The sequence below is a fragment of the Maribacter aquivivus genome (genome assembly GCF_900142175.1).
Taxonomy (GTDB): domain Bacteria; phylum Bacteroidota; class Bacteroidia; order Flavobacteriales; family Flavobacteriaceae; genus Maribacter; species Maribacter aquivivus.
This window is the reverse complement of sequence record NZ_FQZX01000001.1, coordinates 1001409-1021371: the sequence shown is the minus strand read 5'-3', so window position 1 is coordinate 1021371 and position 19963 is coordinate 1001409. Positions and strand designations below refer to the sequence as shown.

Below are 19963 nucleotides of genomic sequence, written 5' to 3'. Positions count from 1 at the left end.
TTTTACGTATTCAAAACTTATTTTTTACAATGAAAAACTCTCACCACAACCACACGTTCTTTGAGCGTTAGGATTGTTAAAAACAAAACCTTTTCCGTTTAATCCGCCAGAGTACTCCAACACCGTTCCTACTAAATATAAAAAGCTTTTTTTGTCTACGATAATACGTACATTATTGTCTTCGAATACTTTATCAGCGTCGTCTTTCTTATCATCAAAGTTTAACTCATATGATAATCCACTACATCCACCACTCTTTACCCCAACACGTACATAATCCGTCGTAGCATCAAAACCCTCTTCTGTCATTAGGTTGATTACTTTCTGTTTAGCCGTTTCTGATACTTGAATCATAATTAACTAGATTTAATCTAAATAGTTTACAAATATACGTCATAAGTAGGTTTTTTCCATAGAACCTAACATTATTATAACGTATATATTAATAGAGAAATACTATACTTAAAAAGAACATCACAGTTAAAATTAAGGAAGAACAATTACTTGGTTTTTATAAGGGTTCAGCATCGAGTAAAATTAAAATCTTTCTATTTGTACAATACTATACTTGCGCCTGCCTATACATAGTAATTGAAGATTACAAAATTTAATTAATCTAAGCAGAAACGACATTATTTCATTGCTATAAAAAGCAAACAAAGTGTTAAAAATTAAATCTCATCAACTCCGTAATCAACTAATTATCAATAACTAAACTTAAAATATAAGATGAATTAAAACTCAAGACAGCTCTAAACAGGGTTCAATCTAACAGAATTGAGTTACCTTCAATACCAAATCAAACAACAACTTATTATGTCACACAACAAATCAAACGACAAAAACAACACCCGCCGAAAATTTATGAAGAATACCGGTATGGCGGCAGCCGGTTTTATGATTGTACCTAGACACGTTTTAGGGGGAACAGGGTTTGTCGCACCAAGCGATAAATTAAATATTGCCGGTATTGGCGTCGGTGGTAAAGGCCAAAGCGATATTGCTTCTTTTGCCGAGAGTCCGAATGTAAATATCGTATCACTTGCCGATGTAGATAACAGGCAAGCAATTGGATCTAGAGAAGCATTCCCAAAAGCTAGTTATTTTAATGACTTTAGGGAAATGCTAGATAAAGAAGGCAAAAATATTGATGCCGTTTCTGTATCTACACCCGATCACAACCATGCCGTTGCAGCTTACCAGGCAATGTCTATGGGCAAACATGTATATGTTCAAAAACCATTGACACATGATATTTGGGAGGCAAGAATGCTGACCGAAGCAGCGAAAAAATTCAAAGTAGTTACACAAATGGGTAACCAAGGTGGCTCTGGTGACGGGGTTCGTACCATGAAAGAAATTTATGATACAGGCATCATTGGCGAAGTACACACTGTAAAATGCTGGACGAATAGAGCTATTTGGCCACAAGCATTACAAACACCTACTAAAAAGGACCGCGTACCAAAAGGACTAAATTGGGATCTTTGGTTAGGCACTGCAGCGATGCGAGATTACAATAATGCATATTTACCTTTTGACTGGAGAGGTTGGTCAGATTTTGGAACAGGTGCACTTGGCGATATGGCTTGTCATATCATGGATCCAGTTTATAGAATATTACCAATTCTATATCCTGACACGGTAGAATGTAGTGTTTCTGATTCTTTCAGCGGTAATTTTCAGTACAAAGACTACCCAAAAAGTTTCCCGAACTCTAGTAAAATACACTTAAGCTACCCAAGAACAGATGGTAAAGGAAAAATAAAAGTTACTTGGATGGATGGCGGATTGCTACCTGAAAGACCAGAAGAATTAGGCGATGATGAAGCATTAGGAAACTGGGATGGTGGTGTACTATTCATTGGTACAAAAGGAAAATTAATGGCAGATTGCTACGGTGCAAACCCAAGGTTATTACCATTAACCCTTAACGAACAATTTGAAGTAGAACAAACTATTGCACGTGTACCAGAAGGTCACTATTTACAATGGGTAAATGCATGTATGGCTGGTTATGGCAATGCAGAAACAAGTTCTTCTTTTGATTATGCTGGACCGTTCACAGAAAGTATCCTTATCGGAAACTTGGCATTGAAATCATATTTCGAAGTAGATTCAACTGTTGAAAATCAAAGTTTCTGGGGTGGCGGAAAACAATACCACGGAAGAAAACGTTTACAGTGGGATGCAGCAAATATGAAAGTTACCAATTTTGAACCTGCAAACAAATACATAAAACGTACCTACAGAAATGGGTATTCTGTAGGATAAGACCAAAATATATTTACAATTTCAATAGTAAATCCGAAGCTGAAAAGCTTCGGATTTTTTTATACCATTCATCTTGTTTTACTTCTTATTTTTGCAACATGCTAGAAGATAAAGAACAAGAAAGAACATCGTTAGAGAAATTAGGTGAATTCGGACTCATAGAACACCTGACTAAAGATTTTAAAATCGAACAAAAGTCTACTGTAAAAGGTATTGGTGATGATGCTGCCGTTTTAAATTTTGAAAACAAAAAAACGGTTATTAGTACAGATCTTTTAATAGAAGGGGTACATTTTGACCTTGCCTACATGCCACTAAAGCATTTAGGTTACAAATCTATTATGGTTAACCTTTCTGATATTTACGCCATGAATGCTACGGCGACTCAAGTAACAGTTTCTATTGCGGTTTCTAATAGATTTCCGTTAGAAGCCCTTGAAGAGTTTTACGCAGGTGTGTCAACGGCATGCAAAGCATATAATGTTGATTTAGTTGGTGGTGACACCACCTCATCAAAAACAGGGTTAATGATTAGTGTTACCGCAATTGGTATCGCAAATGAAGAGGATATCGCTTATCGCTCAGGTGCTCAACCAAATGATCTTTTAGTAATTAGCGGAGATTTAGGTGCTGCATATATGGGACTTCAAGTGTTGGAGCGTGAAAACGAAGTATTTAAAGTAAACCCTAATAGTCAGCCAGATCTAGAGCCGTATTCTTATATCGTGGAAAGACAATTAAAGCCAGAGGCTCGTAAAGACATTTCTGAACTATTGAAAAAATTAGATGTTCACCCAACATCGATGATCGATATTAGTGACGGACTTTCATCTGAGATTTTACATTTAAGCAAGAGTAGCGGATTAGGAATTGACTTGTATGAAGACAAAATTCCTTTAGACCCTACCGTTATTTCAGCTTGCGAAGAGTTTAAAATGGATAGCACTCTTGTTGCATTGAGTGGCGGTGAGGACTATGAATTATTGTTTACGATAGACCAAAAAGAATTCCCGAAAATTAAGGGTAATCCAAACTTGACCGTTATAGGACATACCACAGGAAAAGACGAAGGTGCATTCTTAATTTCAAGGAATAATACAAAGATTCCATTGACCGCACAGGGTTGGAATTCATTTAACTAAAAACAGTACAAATTATGCTACCTGTTGTGCAGGTGTTTGTGCATGCGAAGCTGTATGTCTTCTTTGATAAATATGCTCTAAAGTTCTATTGATATCTTGTAACTCAGGTGTTAAAGCAGAAAGATTACCACTTACATCGGTAGTTACTTCTTTTTGACAGTGAATACACTTGTACTCTTTAATGTGAGACGTCACTTTTTTAGATATTGAATAGTGATGACCGAAGATGCTGCAGAATATTTTTTTCATGCTGTAGGATTTTATGCAAAAATTTCGATTTGGGTAATCGAGAAAATGCGATTATATATTAGATTGAATTTCAAGGAAATTAACATACGTTTTGTTTCCTTTGGTTAAAGTACAGCATATTAAAGGCCTGTACCAGTAATTGTTGTGAGTTTTACATAACCTGTTGTCAACGCCCTTTTTTTTGGTGTTTCAGAAAATGAAAAACCTTGCCTTACCTGTTATTTAATAATCTTTCACTTAATTTGTATTCATGTTTAAAAAGAAGGAAACCCTCGTTACAGCTTTTGCATTGTTCTCTCTTTTTTTTGGAGCCGGCAATCTAATTTTACCTCCATTATTAGGCTTTAATTCTGGCGACCAATGGCTCATAGTTACCATAGGTTTTGGACTATCTGCAGTGGCAATACCCGTATTTGGTATTTTGGCACATGCAAAACTACAGGGAACACTAATAGATTTTGGCAATAAAGTATCGCCTACCTTCAGTTTAATCTATGCCTTTTTCATTTACGCTATAGCTATTGCCTTACCAAGCCCAAGGACAGCATCTGTAACGCACGAAATGGCCATACAGCCGTATTGGGAGATCTCTTCTTGGCTTACTAGCAGTATTTATTTTGCCTTGGTTTTACTATTCGCTTTAAACCGATCTAAAATATTGAACATATTGGGCAAAATTTTAACGCCTGCAATCATTGTCATCCTGATTTTAATAATTGGAATAACCATTTTTTCATTCCCATTCGACTTCGGCAGTACTTCTATAGCTAGTCCTTTTACTAACGGAATACTAGAAGGCTACCAAACATTCGATGCCATTGGTGCCGTTGTTGTTGGTGGGGTAATTATTATATCGATCAATTTAAAATATACACATGCTTCATATGATGATAAAAAACTACTGATACGCAACGCCGCATGGTTTGCAGGTTTATCGCTGTTTTTAATTTATATGGGACTAATTCTCTCTGGGGCATTGGTACATTCTGTCTTTGATGCAGATACCAGTAGAACTGAAATTTTATCTGGCTTGGCCATACAAAGTTTAGGTAATATTGGTAATTTATTTTTGAGCATTCTAGTGGGTTTGGCTTGCTTTACAACTGCCGTAGGTATTGTGACGGGGACCGCAGATTTTGTAGCATCTAGATTTAATGACTCCAAATCTATTTATACGATAACAGCAATTCTAGGAAGTATACTTGGTGTTTTAGTAGGGCAATTCAATGTAGCTTATATTATTGCAGTAGCTATACCCTCATTAATGTTTATTTACCCAATAACCATTATTCTAATACTATTGAATGTAGTACCAAATAAATATGCATCATCTATAGTTTTTAAAGCGGTAACGATTACCACTATACTTTTTAGTATTCCAGATTTCTTAGGAAGCATAAGTGCATTGTCACCTGCTGCAGATACATTTTCATGGATTCCACTTCAGCAATATAGTTTGGGCTGGGTATTGCCTGCTTTGATTGTGTTTGTAGTCACGAACCTAATAAAACTTGGTACTTCAGAGTAAAAAATTAGTCTTTGTTTTTTCTCTTCTTAGAGTAATAATAGAAAGCATAGGCTATTAAGACCATAACCACAAAAGGTAGATAGGTGCCAATAACGACACCTATCTCATAAGCACTATTGGGTGCTTCCTGAATTTTCTCTTCAATCTCAGAAGCATCTTGTATTAATAAAAACAACCCCATATTCTAAAATTCTATTTCTAAACTAATTGGGCAATGATCACTACCCATTATTTGATCGTGTATCTCAGCCGATGTTACTTTATCCCAAATAGATTCACTTACCAAAAAATAATCTAAACGCCAACCTACATTTCTACCTCTTGCACCACCTCTCGCACTCCAAAAGGTATATTTATCGAACGTAGTAGGGTGTAATTTTCTAAAACTATCTACCAAGTTCAATTCCTTTAGCATATGGTCAAATCCATCAATCTCAACTTGTGTAAATCCTGATGTTTTGTTGTAATTACTTTTTGGGTTCGCCAAATCGTTAGCAGTATGCGCTACATTAAAGTCGCCCGTAATAATTAAAGGCTTGGTTTTTGACAATTCTTTAAGGTAGTTAGTAAAATCTTTATCCCATCCGGCACGGTAATCCAAACGTTTTAATCCACTACCACTATTAGGTATATATACATTGATTAAATGAAAATGTTCAAATTCTGAATGTGTAATCCTTCCTTCTAAATCATGTTCTTCAATACCCATGTCCTTATCAAACTTCACAGGTGCTTGTTTAGATAAAATTCCGGTACCAGAATATCCTTTTCGTTCTGCACTATTACTAAAAAGCTCGTAATCGGTAATATCTTTCAATGCTTCGGCAACCTGATCATCTTGCGCCTTTGTTTCTTGAACACAAAATACATCTGCATCAAAATCTTTTACGATATCCTCAAATCCTTTTTTAACTGAAGCCCTAATGCCATTAACGTTCCACGATACTAATTTCATCATCTACTCTTATTTGTTCATTAAATCTTCAATCTCCTCAGCTTTGATCGGAATATTGGCCATAAGGTTAAAAGGTTCTCCTTTTTCTTGAATTACCACATCATCTTCTAAACGAATACCCATATTTTCTGCCGGAATGTAAATTCCTGGCTCCACAGTAAATACCATATTTGCTTTCATAGGAGTTTTTAACGCACCATAATCATGCGTATTTAATCCAATATGATGACTTGTACCATGCATAAAGTATTTTTTATAAGCAGGCCATTCAGGATTTTCATTTTGCACATCGGATTTATCCAATAAACCTAACCCTAAAAGTTCAGAAGTCATTAGTTTACCACATTCTTTATGGTACTCTGCCCAAAGTGTACCAGGCACCAACATTTTAGTGGCATCATCTTTAACGCGTAAAACGGCATAATACACCTCTTTCTGGCGCTTCGTAAATTTACCGTTCACAGGAATAGTTCTTGTTAAGTCACTAGAATAATTAGCATACTCTGCTGCAACATCCATCAAAATTAAATCGCCATCATTACATAGCTTATTATTCTCTAAATAGTGTAGTACGTTTGCATTGTTACCGGAAGCAATAATTGGTTGATATGCAAAACCTTTAGATCTGTTTCGCACAAATTCATGCAATAATTCTGCTTCAATCTCATATTCCATCACCCCTGGTTTCACAAAACTAAGAAGTCTACGAAATCCCTTTTCCGTGATATTACAGGCAGTTTGCATAATATCAATTTCTTCGGGTTCTTTGATTCCTCTAATCTCTTGAAGTATAGGATTACTTTTAGCAACTTTATGTGCAGGATATTCACGCTTGCATTTCTCTATGAATCTATCTTCGCGTGTCTGTGTTTCTACCGCTTGTCTATAATGCTCGTTTGTATTGAAGTAAATAGTTTCAGCTTCGGTCATTAGGTCGAAGAAAATTTTATCGAAATCTTGTAACCAACAAACAGTTTCAATACCTGAAACCTCTGTAGCCTTCTCTTTCGTTAATTTTTCGCCTTCCCAAATAGCAATATGTTCATTGGTTTCACGAACAAAAAGAACCTCGCGATGCTTTTTATTAATAGCATCAGGAAAAAGTATTAAAATGGTTTCCTCTTGATCAGCTCCAGACAGATAGAAAATATCTCTATGTTGCTCAAAAGGCAAAACACTATCGGCTCCTATAGGGTAAATATCATTAGAGTTAAATACAGCAATACTTTTAGGCTGCATGCGGTCCATAAACTTCTTACGGTTCTTTATAAATAAGGAGTTAGGTATTTGATCGTATTTCATGAATTCTTATTTTGATATAAAATTAAGCATAATGTGTTGTTTCCTCAGAAAATACGGCATCGAATTATCAGATTTGCAAGAACACCTTTTCTTATTCTTAGCTACAAATTAGCTAACTTGTATACCTAAACCAAACACAAACAACTCATGAAAAAAATCGCTTACCTATTAATAGGCGCTCTATGTCTACAGGCATGTTCAGAAACAAAAAAAGAAGAAACTCAATCTGAACTTTTTGCGCGTATTGATACAGAAATCAAAGCAAACTCAAAAGGTTATAGCACCTTAAAAGAGGCTACAGAAACCATTGGTCATAGATTAACTGGATCTACAAACGGAGCCAAGGCAGAAGAATACACGTTCAATAAATTCAAGGAATATGGTTTTGAAGATGTTGCCTACCAAACTTTTGAAGTAGAAGCATGGGCAAGAGGCGAAGTTTCATTACAGATTAATGACGAAGATATTAAAGTAGTGACTTTAGGTCACGCACCCGTAGAAGCACACATTACCGGCGAAATTGTAGATATGGGTAATGGCCTAGATGCAGATTACGCAGCTAAACCAGATGCAGTAAAAGGAAAAATTTCATTGGTATACATTAATATTCTTCCAGAAAGTGAAGAGGGACTTACCAATTTACACCGAAGTGAAAAAACAGCTTTAGCTATTAAATATGGTGCAATTGGCATCATTATTATCAATCAAGTAGATAACGGTGTTTTACTAACCGGTACGGCTTCTGTAACAGGAGAGTTAATTCCTATTCCTGCTGTATGTATTGGCAAAGAAGATGGTATTGCATTAAAAGAAACTTTAAAATCTAAAAAAGCCACTGCCAAAATTGATATGACTAATACCAGTGATGTCATTAAAGCAAGAAATGTTGTTGCAACGCTACCTGGAACTGAAATACCGCAAGAAGAAATTGTACTTGGAGGTCATTTAGATTCTTGGGATTTAGCAACTGGCGCCATAGATAACGGTATTGGTTCTTTTGCTGTTTTAGATATTGCAAGAGCTTTTAAGGCAAACAACTTACACCCAAAACGTACGGTAAAGTTTGTAATGTTCATGGGAGAAGAACAAGGATTACTTGGTTCTAAATATTTAGTAGAACAAGCTATTGAGAACAAGACTATTGAGAACATTAAATACATGATGAACTTAGATATGTCTGGTAACCCAATTGGTATGAATGCTGGCGGAAAGCTAGATGACGAACAATTTTTTACCGATTTAGGTGCTGCAATTCAGCAACAGGATACTATATACCAAAATACCTTTTCTAACAAATCTGGTTTACATAGTGATCACCAACCTTTTATGTTAGAAGGTGTTCCAATTTTATCTGTAAGCAGTAATTTAGACCGCTCTATTTATGGTTGTTATCATTCTGATTGTGATGATTTTAATCTGGTAAACGAAGACCATATGAAAAACACAGCTCGCTTTGGTACTATGATGTTATATGCGGTTGCAAATGCCGATAAATTACCAGCAACAAAAATGGATAGCGAAACTACCAAAGAGTTCATGATTAAAAATGACCTAAAGGAGAAATTGATTATTGGTAACGAATGGAAATGGGAGGAATAACCGCAGTTAAAAGGATTATCATAAGGCAGGGTATTGTACCCACACTACTCTGTCTTTCTTTTTTAACAGGATGCTCTCAGCATACTGATGAAAAACCACTGGATTATTTTGAAATTGTTCGTCCAGAATTTACGGGTCAGCTTGCATACGAGACCACAGATTTTGTAGAAGATTATTGGCGTGTTGTTGGCAACACAGGCTTTAATAAAACCGTCCACCTAATTGCAGATAGTTTACAGGCTGCCGGTTATATTTTGGATGAAAATGCCAAGGCTGAAGACCGACTTACTTATCGTATAGAAAAACGGGCAATGAACAACCAAACTTGGGAACCCATATCTGCGTCATTGCAAATTGCTGGCAAAGACACACCTTTGTTACTTTCTGCAACCAACCGTAACATGACCTATTTAAATTCGGCATCCACACCCCAAAAAGGCGTAAAGGCAGAAGTTGTTCAAATAAAATCCGTAGATGATTTACAATCCAAATCTATAAAAGGTAAAGTGGTATTTGCAGAAATGAGTGCCCGTAAGTTTTACAAAACAGCAGTTAAGAATGGTGCCTTAGGCATTTTAACTTATGACAACCCTAACTATTTACAACCAGAGAAAAACAAAACCTCAATTCAGTTTAGAAGTCTTCCTTCTCAAGATAATGGTAATTTCTGGGGCATTGCATTATCCTACGAAGCAAAAGAGAAACTAAAAACACAGCTTCAAAAAGGTAAAACAGAAGTTTTGGTAAATATTCAGACCAAAAGATACCCATCAGAAGAACTTACAATAGTTGCGAACATAAAAGGCAGCGAACTACCTGATGAGCGTTTGGTGTATAGTGCCCATATTCAAGAACCAGGTGCAAATGACAATGCTACAGGTGTTGGTACACAATTAGAAATGGCTAAAACAGCTGCAAAATTATTCGCTGAAGATAAAATCAGTTTTAAAAGAACCATGACCTTTTTATGGGGCGATGAAATTATATCTACCCGTAGGTATATTGAAGAAGACTCTAAACGGACTAAAGGCATTAAGTGGGGAATTAGTTTGGACATGGTGGGTGAAAACACTGCAGTTACAGGGGGTACTTTTTTAATCGAAAAAATGCCAGACCCAAGTGCCATTTGGACTCGGGGTAAAGATAAACACAGCGAATGGGGGGGTGAGGTTTTGAAATTAGAAGATATGAAACCGCACTACTTGAACGATTTTATAATTTCTACATTCAAAGAACAAGGCGAATACGCTAATTGGGTAGTCAAAACCAATCCTTTTGAAGGCGGCAGTGATCATACTCCGTTTTTAGAAGCCGATATTCCCGGATTATTATTGTGGCATTTTACAGATCAATTTTACCATACAGATAATGACCGTATTGACAAGGTATCTCAAGAAACCTTAAAAAATGTGGGCACAGCAGCATTGGTGAGTGGGTTGCAATTGGTAAATGCATCAGATGTATTTATGCTTGCACAGGTTAAAAATCTAAAAGAACAAGCCTTTCTACGATTAGAAGATGAAGCCAAACTAAGTCCACTAGCACTTAAAAATGGAAGTACCATCAACGAAGAAAAGCAAATTATTTCTGCATGGGAAGATTGGTATATTAAATCTATTGGTTCTATACATGATATACATACCAATAAAAATTTAGCCGTTAAAGCCGCTATTTCAAATGCCCAAAATGAAATACAGCAAAAATCGAATGAGTTAAAAGAAGCGCTTAAATAAAAATCCATTTAGCAACATAGTACAATTTGCCAAGGGTATAAGTAATCAGTAACTTACCATCAGTATGACCAAACAAATAAAAATGAGACAATCTTTCCTGTTATTTCTAGCCAGTATTACTATTGCATCGGCACAAATTCAACCCACTTCTTCGCAAAAAGTTGATGAATCTTTAGTCGCAAAAAAAGTAATGGAAACCAATTCTCTGGTTAAAAATATTCCACTAAAAAATATTGGTCCGTCTGTTATGAGCGGTCGTGTTGTTGACTTGGCAGTCAATAAAAATAACCCTACAGAATATTATGTCGCATATGCCTCTGGCGGATTGTGGTACACCAATAACAACGGTAATACTTTTACCCCAGTAATGGATGAAACCCAAACCCAAAATCTTGGAGACATAGCGGTACATTGGCAAAGTGGAACAATTTGGGTAGGTACTGGCGAGAACAATTCTTCCCGTTCTTCATATGCAGGAATCGGTATTTTGAAATCTACCGACAAAGGTAAAACCTGGCAACATATGGGCTTGAGCGATTCGCACCATATTGGGCGAATTGTCATTAACCCCAACAATCCAAACGAAGTAACAATTGGTGTAACTGGGCATTTGTATTCACCAAATAAGGAACGTGGAATTTATAAAACCACAGATGGTGGTAAAACTTGGAAAAACACTTTGTTCATTAATGAAGAAACGGGTATAATAGACGTAGCGGTTTCACCTAATAATTTCAACATTCAATATGCTGCAGCTTGGCAAAAAGATAGAAAAGCTTGGGACTTTATTGGAAACGGCGAAGGGTCTGGCATCTATAAAAGTATAGATGCAGGCAACACTTGGGTTAAAATTTCTACCCCAACAAGCGGCTTTCCTACGGGAGAAGGCGTAGGTAGAATTGGTCTAGCTGTTTTTGATGACAATACACTTTATGCAGTACATGATAGTCAATTTAGAAGAAATACATCCAAAGAAAAGAAAGAGAAGCAAGTTGGCTTGACCAAAGATGATTTTAAATCGCTCTCAAAAGAACAATTCTTGGACCTAAACGACAAAGACCTAAATGAGTTTTTAAAGACCAATAATTTTCACGAAAAATATAGAGCTGCCAATGTAAAGCAAATGGTGCGTAGTAATTCTGTACAACCTGCAGATTTAGCACTGTATTTAGAAGATGCAAATTCTATGTTATTTGATACACCTGTAATAGGTGCTGAAGTATACAGAAGCAATGATGCCGGGAAAACATGGACAAAGCAAAACGAAGACTATATAGACGATTTGTTCTATAGTTATGGGTATTATTTTGCCCAAATTACTGTAGACCCAAATAATATAGATGCTATTTATTTATCTGGTGTTCCCATTATTTCTTCTAAAGATGGCGGCAAAACATATGTTTCTATTAATGGCGATAATGTACATTCTGATCACCATGCAGTATGGGTAAATCCTAATTTACCGGGACATTTAATAAACGGAAATGATGGAGGAGTAAATACTAGTTATGATGATGGTAAAAATTGGTTTAAAAACAACTCGCCAACCGTTGGTCAATTTTATGCCATTGCAGTGGATAATGAAAAACCGTACAATGTATATGGCGGTTTACAAGATAACGGCGTTTGGATGGGTCCAAATAATGCCGAAGAGAATACAAAATGGCAACAAACAGGTCAATACCCTTGGAAATCTATCATGGGTGGAGATGGCATGCAAGTACAAGTAGATAGCCGCAATGCTAATATCGTTTACACGGGATATCAATTTGGGAATTATTTTAGAATTGATTTAGAAAATGATCAACGCAATTACATTCAACCAAAACACGAATTAGGCGAGACTCCGTATCGTTTTAACTGGCAGTCTCCAATTTTACTATCACCACATAATCAAGACATATTATATATGGGTAGCAATAAGTTGCATCGCTCATTGAACCAAGGTGATACTTGGGAAACTATTTCTGGCGATTTAACCCAAGGTGGAAAAAAAGGTAACGTCGCCTTTGGAACCTTAGCTACTATATCTGAATCTTCTTTTAAGTTTGGATTGATGTATACCGGTAGTGATGACGGACTCATACAACGAACAGATAACGGAGGCGGAAGCTGGGAGGTTATTTCTAAAAACTTACCTCAGAATTTATGGGTAAGTAGAGTAATCGCATCTAAACATCAAAAGAATAGAGTTTATGCAACCTTAAACGGGTATCGTTCAGATGATTTTACACCTTATGTATATGTTAGTGAAGATAAAGGTGCTACTTGGAAAAATATTTCAAGCAACATACCTATATCAGCTGTAAATGTAATAATTGAAGATGCCGAAAATGAAAATGTATTATTTGTGGGTACCGATAATGGGCTATACGTAAGCTTAGATCGTGGGGCTTCATGGAATTCTTTTCAAAACGGAATGCCCAATGTTGCGGTACATGATTTGGTAATTCAAAAAGAAGCCAAGCATTTATTAGTAGGCACACACGGAAGAAGCATATACAAAGCAGATATTTCAGCATTACAAACGATGTCTCCTGAGGTATTAAAAAAGGCATTACACACCTATCCACTAGAAAACATAAAGCATTCTAGTCGTTGGGGAAATTCATGGAGCTCATGGTCCAAAGCAAGCACACCAGGCTTAGACGTTACTTTTTATTCTGATAGAGATGATGTGTACCAAGCTAAAATTAAATCTTCTGATGATATTGTAGTTAGCGAGACTGAAGTAATAGCCAATAAGGGATTGAATATTTTATCTTACGATTTAGCATTCTCAAAAATTGGAAAGCTGAATTACCTTAAAAAACATAAAACAGAATTGAAGCAGGCAAATAACGGAAGTACATATTTGCCTAAAGGATCATACGTTGTTGAAATTAAGGGAAACGGCACCACTGAAAACATCACTTTTGAAATAGAATAGAGACTAATGAAAATAGTTGACTGGAACGAACTACCCGATTTAGGAGTTAGCCATAACGCAGAGATTAAAAAAAGAACATTGATAAATCGTGGAGAAATACCACAATTAATGATGTACGGTACCGCCGTTTTTAAACCTGGTCAGCAAGTAGAATTACACCAACACGACACTATGTATGAGGTATTTCACATTCAAACAGGGAAAGCTATTTTTACAATTTCAGGAAAAGATTATGAAGTTGGCCCTGGTAATTGTATAACTATAGAGCCAGGTGAGATTCACGGACAGAGCAATCCTTTTTCAATAGATGTTACTTGGACCTATTTTGGCATAGCCACAGATTAAGAAGAATTAATTATGGAATTAACCTTAGGAATACCGGCACTACTTTTTCCAGCTATTTCATTGACTATGCTAGCCTATAATGCACGTTATTTAGCCATTGCAGCTTTAATTCGGCAATTGCATCAAAAATATCAAGAAACGGCATCGCAGTCTGTTGGGCTACAAGTACAAAAATTAAGAAAGCGACTAACTATTATTAAAAATATGCAGGCAACTGCTATTGTTAGCTTCCTCTTAGCCGTTATTACTATGACCTTAATTTATGCCGAATTTACTTTTTGGGCAAACTTAGTATTTAGCATAAGCTTATTTGCACTTATGACCTCATTAATACTTTCATTGATTGAAGTTCAATTATCGACTAAAGCATTAGAAATTCAGTTGAAGGATATGGAAAAATAATTCTCTTTTGATATGTAGGTTATCCTAACTAATAAGCATACCGTTCATCGATGTTTTTATAAGCTATTTAGTTAATAATCAATATCTTTGCCGTCCGCTAAAAAGAAGGCATGAAAAGAGTTCGAGAACTCGAATTAATAAACCAGATAAGGGAAATAAGAGAATTCGAATTTGGGGTATTCTATTTCTTCAAAGGAGGTATCGTTATATCCGAAATGAATGAAGGCGCTAAATTCAAGTGGAACAATGCAAAAAAAGCAGTCTACGCAGCGCAAGAAATTTATGATAATGATATTCCATTAATTTATATTGCCAATAGGGTGAACAGATATCGTGTATCACCTTTTGAATGGTTTAAGTTTCACAAAAATCGTTTTGACATGCAACATATAGCTTCAGTTGGTGCATTAAAAAACAACATATTTAGCACAATGCTAAAGCAATTAATTTTTCCAAAAAGAATTAAAACTTTTACAGATTTAGACCAAGCTGTAGCTTGGGCGCTACAAATCTCAAAAAAAGCAAATTAAGCCAGCTACTTACTAAATCAGTTTTGTTCAAGAATTCTCATTTTAAACCTAATAATTCGAAGAAATTCTTAAACATCCAAAAAATACATTTTAAAATCAATCTAAATAGACATACTAAAACTGCTTAATTCTTGTTAATAACTAGCTTGTGATGTAAATTCGCATATAAAATTAACGACTAATGAGCGGATTTTTTAAATCTTCGATTGGTAGAAAGTACGCAATGGCGCTTTCTGCTTTCTTTTTAATGTTTTTTCTACTTCAGCATTTTGCAATAAACATCTTATCGGTTATAAGTCCCGATGCGTTTAATGAAGCTTCGCATTTTATGGGCACTTTTTGGGCCGTACAATATGTTTTGCAGCCTGTTTTAATTTTCGGTGTTATTTATCACTTTGTGATGGGTTTCATTTTAGAAGCTAAAAACAGAAGTGCAAGAGTGAAAACATATGCAAAGAACAATGGTGCAGCCAATTCATCTTGGATGAGCCGTAATATGATTTACAGCGGATTAGCTATTTTAGCTTTCTTAGTACTTCACTTTATCGATTTCTGGATTCCAGAAATCAACACCAAGTTTATTGATGGAGACATGACTGGTTTACTACCAAATGGTGAAGGATTCAGATACTATGAGGAACTTGCTCATAAATTTGAAAACCCATTACGCGTAGGTGCTTATGTTATTGCCTTCATTTTCTTATCGCTACACCTTATGCATGGTTTCAGTTCTGCATTTCAGTCTGCCGGTGCATCGAGTATGAGAAAAGAAAAACTACAATTGTTTGCTAAAGTGTATTCCATTGCAATTCCGTTAGGATTTATATTCATTGCACTTTTTCATCATTTTAATCATCATTAATACCTATTACTTATGTCTGTATTAGACTCAAAAGTACCTAAAGGTCCATTGAAAACGAAGTGGACCGATTATAAGAACCACATAGATTTAGTTAACCCTGCTAACAAACGTAATATTGATGTAATCGTTGTTGGAACAGGATTGGCAGGTGGTTCTGCTGCTGCAACTTTAGCAGAATTAGGCTATAATGTAAAAACATTTTGCTACCAAGATTCTCCAAGAAGAGCTCACTCTATTGCTGCACAAGGTGGTATTAATGCTGCAAAAAACTATCAAGGTGATGGTGATTCTACTTACCGTTTATTTTACGATACCGTAAAAGGTGGCGATTACCGTTCAAGAGAAGCAAACGTATATAGATTAGCAGAAGTTTCTGCAAACATCATTGACCAATGTGTTGCCCAAGGTGTACCATTTGCACGTGATTATGGCGGACTTTTAGACAACCGTTCTTTCGGTGGTGTATTAGTTTCTCGTACTTTCTATGCAAAAGGACAAACAGGCCAACAATTATTGTTAGGAGCTTACTCAGCAATGAACAGACAAATTGCACGTGGTAAAATTACCCCGTTCAATCGTCATGAAATGTTAGATGTAGTAAAGGTTGATGGCAAGGCTCGTGGTATTATTGCTCGTAACTTAGTTACTGGTGAAATAGAACGCCACTCTGCACATGCCGTTGTTATTGCTTCTGGTGGATACGGAAACGTATATTTCCTTTCAACCAATGCAATGGGGTCTAATGCTACAGCAGCTTGGAAAATACACAAAAAGGGAGCATTTTTTGCAAACCCTTGTTATACACAAATTCACCCAACTTGTATTCCTCGTTCAGGAGATTATCAGTCTAAACTTACATTGATGTCTGAATCTTTACGTAACGATGGTCGTATTTGGGTTCCTAAGAATATGGATGATGTAATGGCAATACGTGAAGGCAAGAAAAAGCCAACCGATTTGTCTGAAGATGAAAGAGATTATTACTTAGAAAGAAGATACCCTGCATTTGGTAACTTGGTTCCACGTGACGTTGCTTCGAGAGCTGCAAAAGAACGTTGCGATGCTGGTTATGGTGTTAATGCAACTGGTGAAGCAGTGTATTTAGATTTTGCTTCTGCAATTCAACGTTACGGAATTGAACAAGCTAAAATTCATAATATAACCAACGCTTCTGCAGATAAGATATATGAATTAGGTGCCGCTATCGTAAAAGCGAAGTACGGTAACCTGTTTCAAATGTATGAGAAGATCGTTGATCAAGATCCATACAAAACTCCAATGATGATTTACCCAGCGGTACATTATACTATGGGTGGTGTTTGGGTAGATTATAACTTAATGACTACTGTAGAAGGTCTTTACTGTATAGGTGAAGCAAACTTCTCTGATCACGGTGCAAACAGACTTGGAGCTTCTGCCTTAATGCAAGGTTTGGCTGATGGTTACTTTGTATTGCCATACACAATTGGCGATTACCTATCTCACGAAATTCGTACCGGTAAGATAGCAACCGATACTCCAGAATTTGAGGCTGCTGAAAAGGAAGTAACTGATAAAATTAATTTCTTTGTGAATAACAAAGGATCTCATTCCGTAGATTATTACCATAAAAAATTAGGTAATATTATGTGGGAGAAATGTGGAATGTCTCGTAACGCTGAAGGCTTAAAAGAAGCAATGGCAGAAATTAAGGCTTTACGTGAAGATTTCTACAAAAACGTTAGTGTACCTGGTACTGCAACCGAACTTAATGCTGAATTAGAGAAAGCTGGTCGTGTAGCAGATTTCTTAGAATTAGGAGAATTATTCGCTAAAGATGCTTTGGCAAGAGAAGAATCTTGTGGAGGTCACTTTAGAGAAGAATCTGTAGAATTAGGTGGCGAGCAAGAAGGTGAAGCTAAACGTAATGATGTTGATTTCGCATTCGTTTCTGCATGGGAATATAAAGGAGAACCTGGTGATGCCGTTTTACATAAAGAAGAGCTAGAGTTCAACGAAATCGAATTAAAACAAAGAAGTTATAAATAAATAGTATTGAGCTATTACAAATGATTGACTTCATTACATAATACTCACTACTCAATACTTAAAATATGAATCTGACATTAAAAATTTGGAGACAATCAAATGCCCAAGCTAAGGGTAAAATGGTCGATTATAAAGTGACAGAGATTTCTGAACATATGTCGTTCTTAGAAATGATGGATGTTCTTAACGAACAACTAATTAATAAGGGTGAAGAACCTGTAGCTTTTGATCACGATTGTAGAGAAGGTATCTGCGGTATGTGTTCAATGTTCATTAATGGTGAAGCACACGGTCCAGATAGAGGTGTAACAACATGTCAATTGCACATGCGTATGTTCAAAGATGGTGACACAATTACTATTGAACCATTTAGAGCAAAAGCGTTTCCTGTAATTAAAGATTTAGTTGTTGACAGAAGTTCTTTTGACCGTATACAACATGCAGGTGGATACATTTCTGTAAACACTTCAGGTAACACTCAAGACGCTAATGGTATTCCAATATCCAAGCACGCTGCAGATGAGGCTATGGATGCAGCTACATGTATTGGTTGTGGTGCTTGTGTTGCTAGTTGTAAAAACGCTTCAGCAATGTTGTTTGTAGGTGCTAAAGTATCTCAATACGCACTATTACCACAAGGTCAAGTAGAAGCTGTAGATCGTGTTAAAAACATGGTAGCACAAATGGATCTAGAAGGTTTTGGTAACTGTACCAATACTGGAGCATGTGAAGTAGAATGCCCGAAAGGAATTTCTTTAGAAAACATTGCAAGAATGAACCGCGAGTTCTTAAGCGCTAACGTTAAAAGTTAGACTTAACAATCATAAAGTTTTAAAAAATCCCGACCGTAAAGGTTCGGGATTTTTTATTTTTAAGATATGTCAGAAGACTATCCTAAAGAAAGAATTAAAGTACCTAGGTTCAATGAAGAATCTGGTTTCTACACTACCCCACAGCGCTCAAAAATAATGAGTAAGATAAAGGGCAAGAATACCAAACCAGAACTTGCTTTTAGAAAAGCTTTATATGCCAAAGGTTTTCGATATCGTATAGATTACAAAAAATTAATAGGCAAACCAGACATCGCTTTACCCAAATACAAAACTGTCATATTTATTGATGGAGAATACTGGCATGGCAAAAATTGGGCAGAACGAAAACCAAAGGTTAAAACCAATAGAGAATTTTGGATAGCAAAAATTGAGCGAAACATTCAACGAGATGTTGAAGTAAATAAAGAACTAATTCGATTGGGTTACACCGTAATAAGATTCTGGGAAACAGAAGTTAAAAAAAATCTTGAAGAATGTATTACTAGAACAATTGAACATTTATATACTGTGCAAATGAGCACAAAATGAGTTTTATAAAGTTCATTTAATAAATGTTTAACCCTTGTGAACCAATATTTAATATAGCCTTAACGACTTTCACCTTAACTGATTTGTAACTTAGTATCAAACAAATTATTAATCGTTTAAAAGTATATAATATGAAGAGGATAGCAATTTTAGCTACAAATGGATTTGAAGAAAGTGAATTAAAATCTCCAAAAGAAGCCATGGAAAAAGAAGGCTTCAATGTTGAAATAGTAAGTTTAGAAAAAGGAGAAATAAAAGGTTGGGCAGATGGAAATTGGTCTAACAGCTATAAAGTAGATAAAACATTAAGTGAAGTAAAGGCAGAAGATTATAATGCACTTGTTTTACCAGGCGGAGTAATTAATCCAGATTTACTTAGAAGAGAAGAAACTGCATTGAATTTTGTTCGTGATTTCTTTAAATTAAAGAAACCAGTAGCGGCGATTTGCCATGCACCGTGGACATTAATTAGTGCAGGAGTAGTAGAAGGAAGAAAAATGACATCATTTAATTCTATTAAAGATGATTTAGTGAATGCAGGCGCCAATTGGGTAGACCAAGAGGTTGTTGTAGATGAAGGTTTTGTAACAAGTAGAAACCCTGATGATTTACCTGCTTTTAATTCCAAATTAATTGAGGAAATAAAAGAAGGAAAACATGAAATGCAACATGCATAATTCGTTTTAATAGAATTGAAAAGCCCAACCAAATGGTTGGGCTTTTT

At 35.9% G+C, this 19963-nt stretch carries 19 protein-coding genes; 14 read left to right on the top strand and 5 right to left on the bottom strand.

Features of this window, described 5'->3' with window-relative positions; all coding sequences use genetic code 11:
* Positions 1–24: 24 nt before the first annotated feature.
* Positions 25–354, bottom strand: coding sequence for a HesB/IscA family protein (locus BUC31_RS04410; protein ID WP_073241609.1), 330 nt, complete (start codon positions 352–354; stop codon positions 25–27).
* A 462-nt stretch (positions 355–816) separates the two neighbouring features.
* On the opposite strand from BUC31_RS04410, the gene BUC31_RS04405 reads away from it, so the two are divergent.
* Positions 817–2274: a Gfo/Idh/MocA family protein gene (locus tag BUC31_RS04405; RefSeq protein ID WP_073241607.1), complete on the top strand. Its 1458-nt coding sequence runs from the start codon at positions 817–819 to the stop codon at positions 2272–2274.
* Between the two features lie 98 nt (positions 2275–2372).
* On the top strand, positions 2373–3416 hold the full coding sequence (gene thiL / locus BUC31_RS04400; protein ID WP_073241605.1) for a thiamine-phosphate kinase: 1044 nt from the start codon (positions 2373–2375) through the stop codon (positions 3414–3416).
* Between the two features lie 12 nt (positions 3417–3428).
* On the opposite strand, the gene BUC31_RS04395 is transcribed toward thiL, so the two are convergent.
* Entirely contained in the window at positions 3429–3665 is a 237-nt protein-coding gene (locus BUC31_RS04395; protein WP_073241603.1) for a hypothetical protein, read from the bottom strand.
* Positions 3666–3915: 250 nt separating this feature from the next.
* Here BUC31_RS04395 and BUC31_RS04390 point away from each other — a divergent pair, with 250 nt between their 5' ends.
* Positions 3916–5193, top strand: coding sequence for a branched-chain amino acid transport system II carrier protein (locus BUC31_RS04390; protein WP_073241602.1), 1278 nt, complete (start codon positions 3916–3918; stop codon positions 5191–5193).
* A 4-nt stretch (positions 5194–5197) separates the two neighbouring features.
* Here BUC31_RS04390 and BUC31_RS20260 read toward each other — a convergent pair whose 3' ends face one another.
* Genes BUC31_RS20260 through BUC31_RS04380 form a run of 3 tightly spaced genes read right to left on the bottom strand, consistent with a single transcriptional unit; the run spans position 5198 to position 7450 of the window.
* On the bottom strand, positions 5198–5374 hold the full coding sequence (locus tag BUC31_RS20260; RefSeq protein ID WP_170861924.1) for a hypothetical protein: 177 nt from the start codon (positions 5372–5374) through the stop codon (positions 5198–5200).
* Between the two features lie 3 nt (positions 5375–5377).
* The gene (locus BUC31_RS04385; protein ID WP_317614939.1) at positions 5378–6151 is read right to left on the bottom strand and encodes an exodeoxyribonuclease III; all 774 of its coding nucleotides are present in this window, start codon (positions 6149–6151) and stop codon (positions 5378–5380) included.
* Positions 6152–6157: 6 nt separating this feature from the next.
* On the bottom strand, positions 6158–7450 hold the full coding sequence (locus BUC31_RS04380) for an aminopeptidase P family protein (protein WP_073241600.1): 1293 nt from the start codon (positions 7448–7450) through the stop codon (positions 6158–6160).
* Positions 7451–7597: 147 nt separating this feature from the next.
* Between BUC31_RS04380 and BUC31_RS04375 the strand changes: the two genes are divergently transcribed.
* The 11 genes from BUC31_RS04375 (at position 7598) to BUC31_RS04325 (ending at position 19916) form a co-directional block, all read left to right on the top strand.
* Positions 7598–9049, top strand: coding sequence for a M20/M25/M40 family metallo-hydrolase (locus BUC31_RS04375; RefSeq protein ID WP_073241598.1), 1452 nt, complete (start codon positions 7598–7600; stop codon positions 9047–9049).
* Positions 9037–10782, top strand: coding sequence for a M28 family peptidase (locus BUC31_RS04370; protein ID WP_084134997.1), 1746 nt, complete (start codon positions 9037–9039; stop codon positions 10780–10782). Before BUC31_RS04375 ends, BUC31_RS04370 begins: the two co-directional genes overlap by 13 nt.
* 82 nt (positions 10783–10864) lie before the next feature.
* The gene (locus BUC31_RS04365) at positions 10865–13711 is read left to right on the top strand and encodes a VPS10 domain-containing protein (RefSeq protein ID WP_073243754.1); all 2847 of its coding nucleotides are present in this window, start codon (positions 10865–10867) and stop codon (positions 13709–13711) included.
* A gap of 6 nt (positions 13712–13717) precedes the next feature.
* The gene (locus BUC31_RS04360) at positions 13718–14056 is read left to right on the top strand and encodes a cupin domain-containing protein (protein WP_073241596.1); all 339 of its coding nucleotides are present in this window, start codon (positions 13718–13720) and stop codon (positions 14054–14056) included.
* Between the two features lie 12 nt (positions 14057–14068).
* Positions 14069–14458: a DUF2721 domain-containing protein gene (locus tag BUC31_RS04355; protein WP_073241594.1), complete on the top strand. Its 390-nt coding sequence runs from the start codon at positions 14069–14071 to the stop codon at positions 14456–14458.
* 110 nt (positions 14459–14568) lie between these two features.
* Positions 14569–14988, top strand: a complete 420-nt coding sequence (locus BUC31_RS04350; RefSeq protein ID WP_073241592.1) for a hypothetical protein — start codon at positions 14569–14571, stop codon at positions 14986–14988.
* Between the two features lie 181 nt (positions 14989–15169).
* Complete coding sequence (locus BUC31_RS04345; RefSeq protein WP_073241590.1) at positions 15170–15850, top strand: succinate dehydrogenase cytochrome b subunit; 681 nt, start codon at positions 15170–15172, stop codon at positions 15848–15850.
* Positions 15851–15862: 12 nt separating this feature from the next.
* On the top strand, positions 15863–17878 hold the full coding sequence (locus BUC31_RS04340) for a fumarate reductase/succinate dehydrogenase flavoprotein subunit (RefSeq protein WP_073241588.1): 2016 nt from the start codon (positions 15863–15865) through the stop codon (positions 17876–17878).
* 65 nt (positions 17879–17943) lie between these two features.
* Positions 17944–18690: a succinate dehydrogenase/fumarate reductase iron-sulfur subunit gene (locus tag BUC31_RS04335; protein WP_073241586.1), complete on the top strand. Its 747-nt coding sequence runs from the start codon at positions 17944–17946 to the stop codon at positions 18688–18690.
* 66 nt (positions 18691–18756) lie between these two features.
* On the top strand, positions 18757–19239 hold the full coding sequence (locus BUC31_RS04330) for a very short patch repair endonuclease (protein WP_073241585.1): 483 nt from the start codon (positions 18757–18759) through the stop codon (positions 19237–19239).
* Between the two features lie 131 nt (positions 19240–19370).
* Positions 19371–19916: a type 1 glutamine amidotransferase domain-containing protein gene (locus BUC31_RS04325; RefSeq protein ID WP_073241583.1), complete on the top strand. Its 546-nt coding sequence runs from the start codon at positions 19371–19373 to the stop codon at positions 19914–19916.
* Positions 19917–19963: the final 47 nt, after the last annotated feature.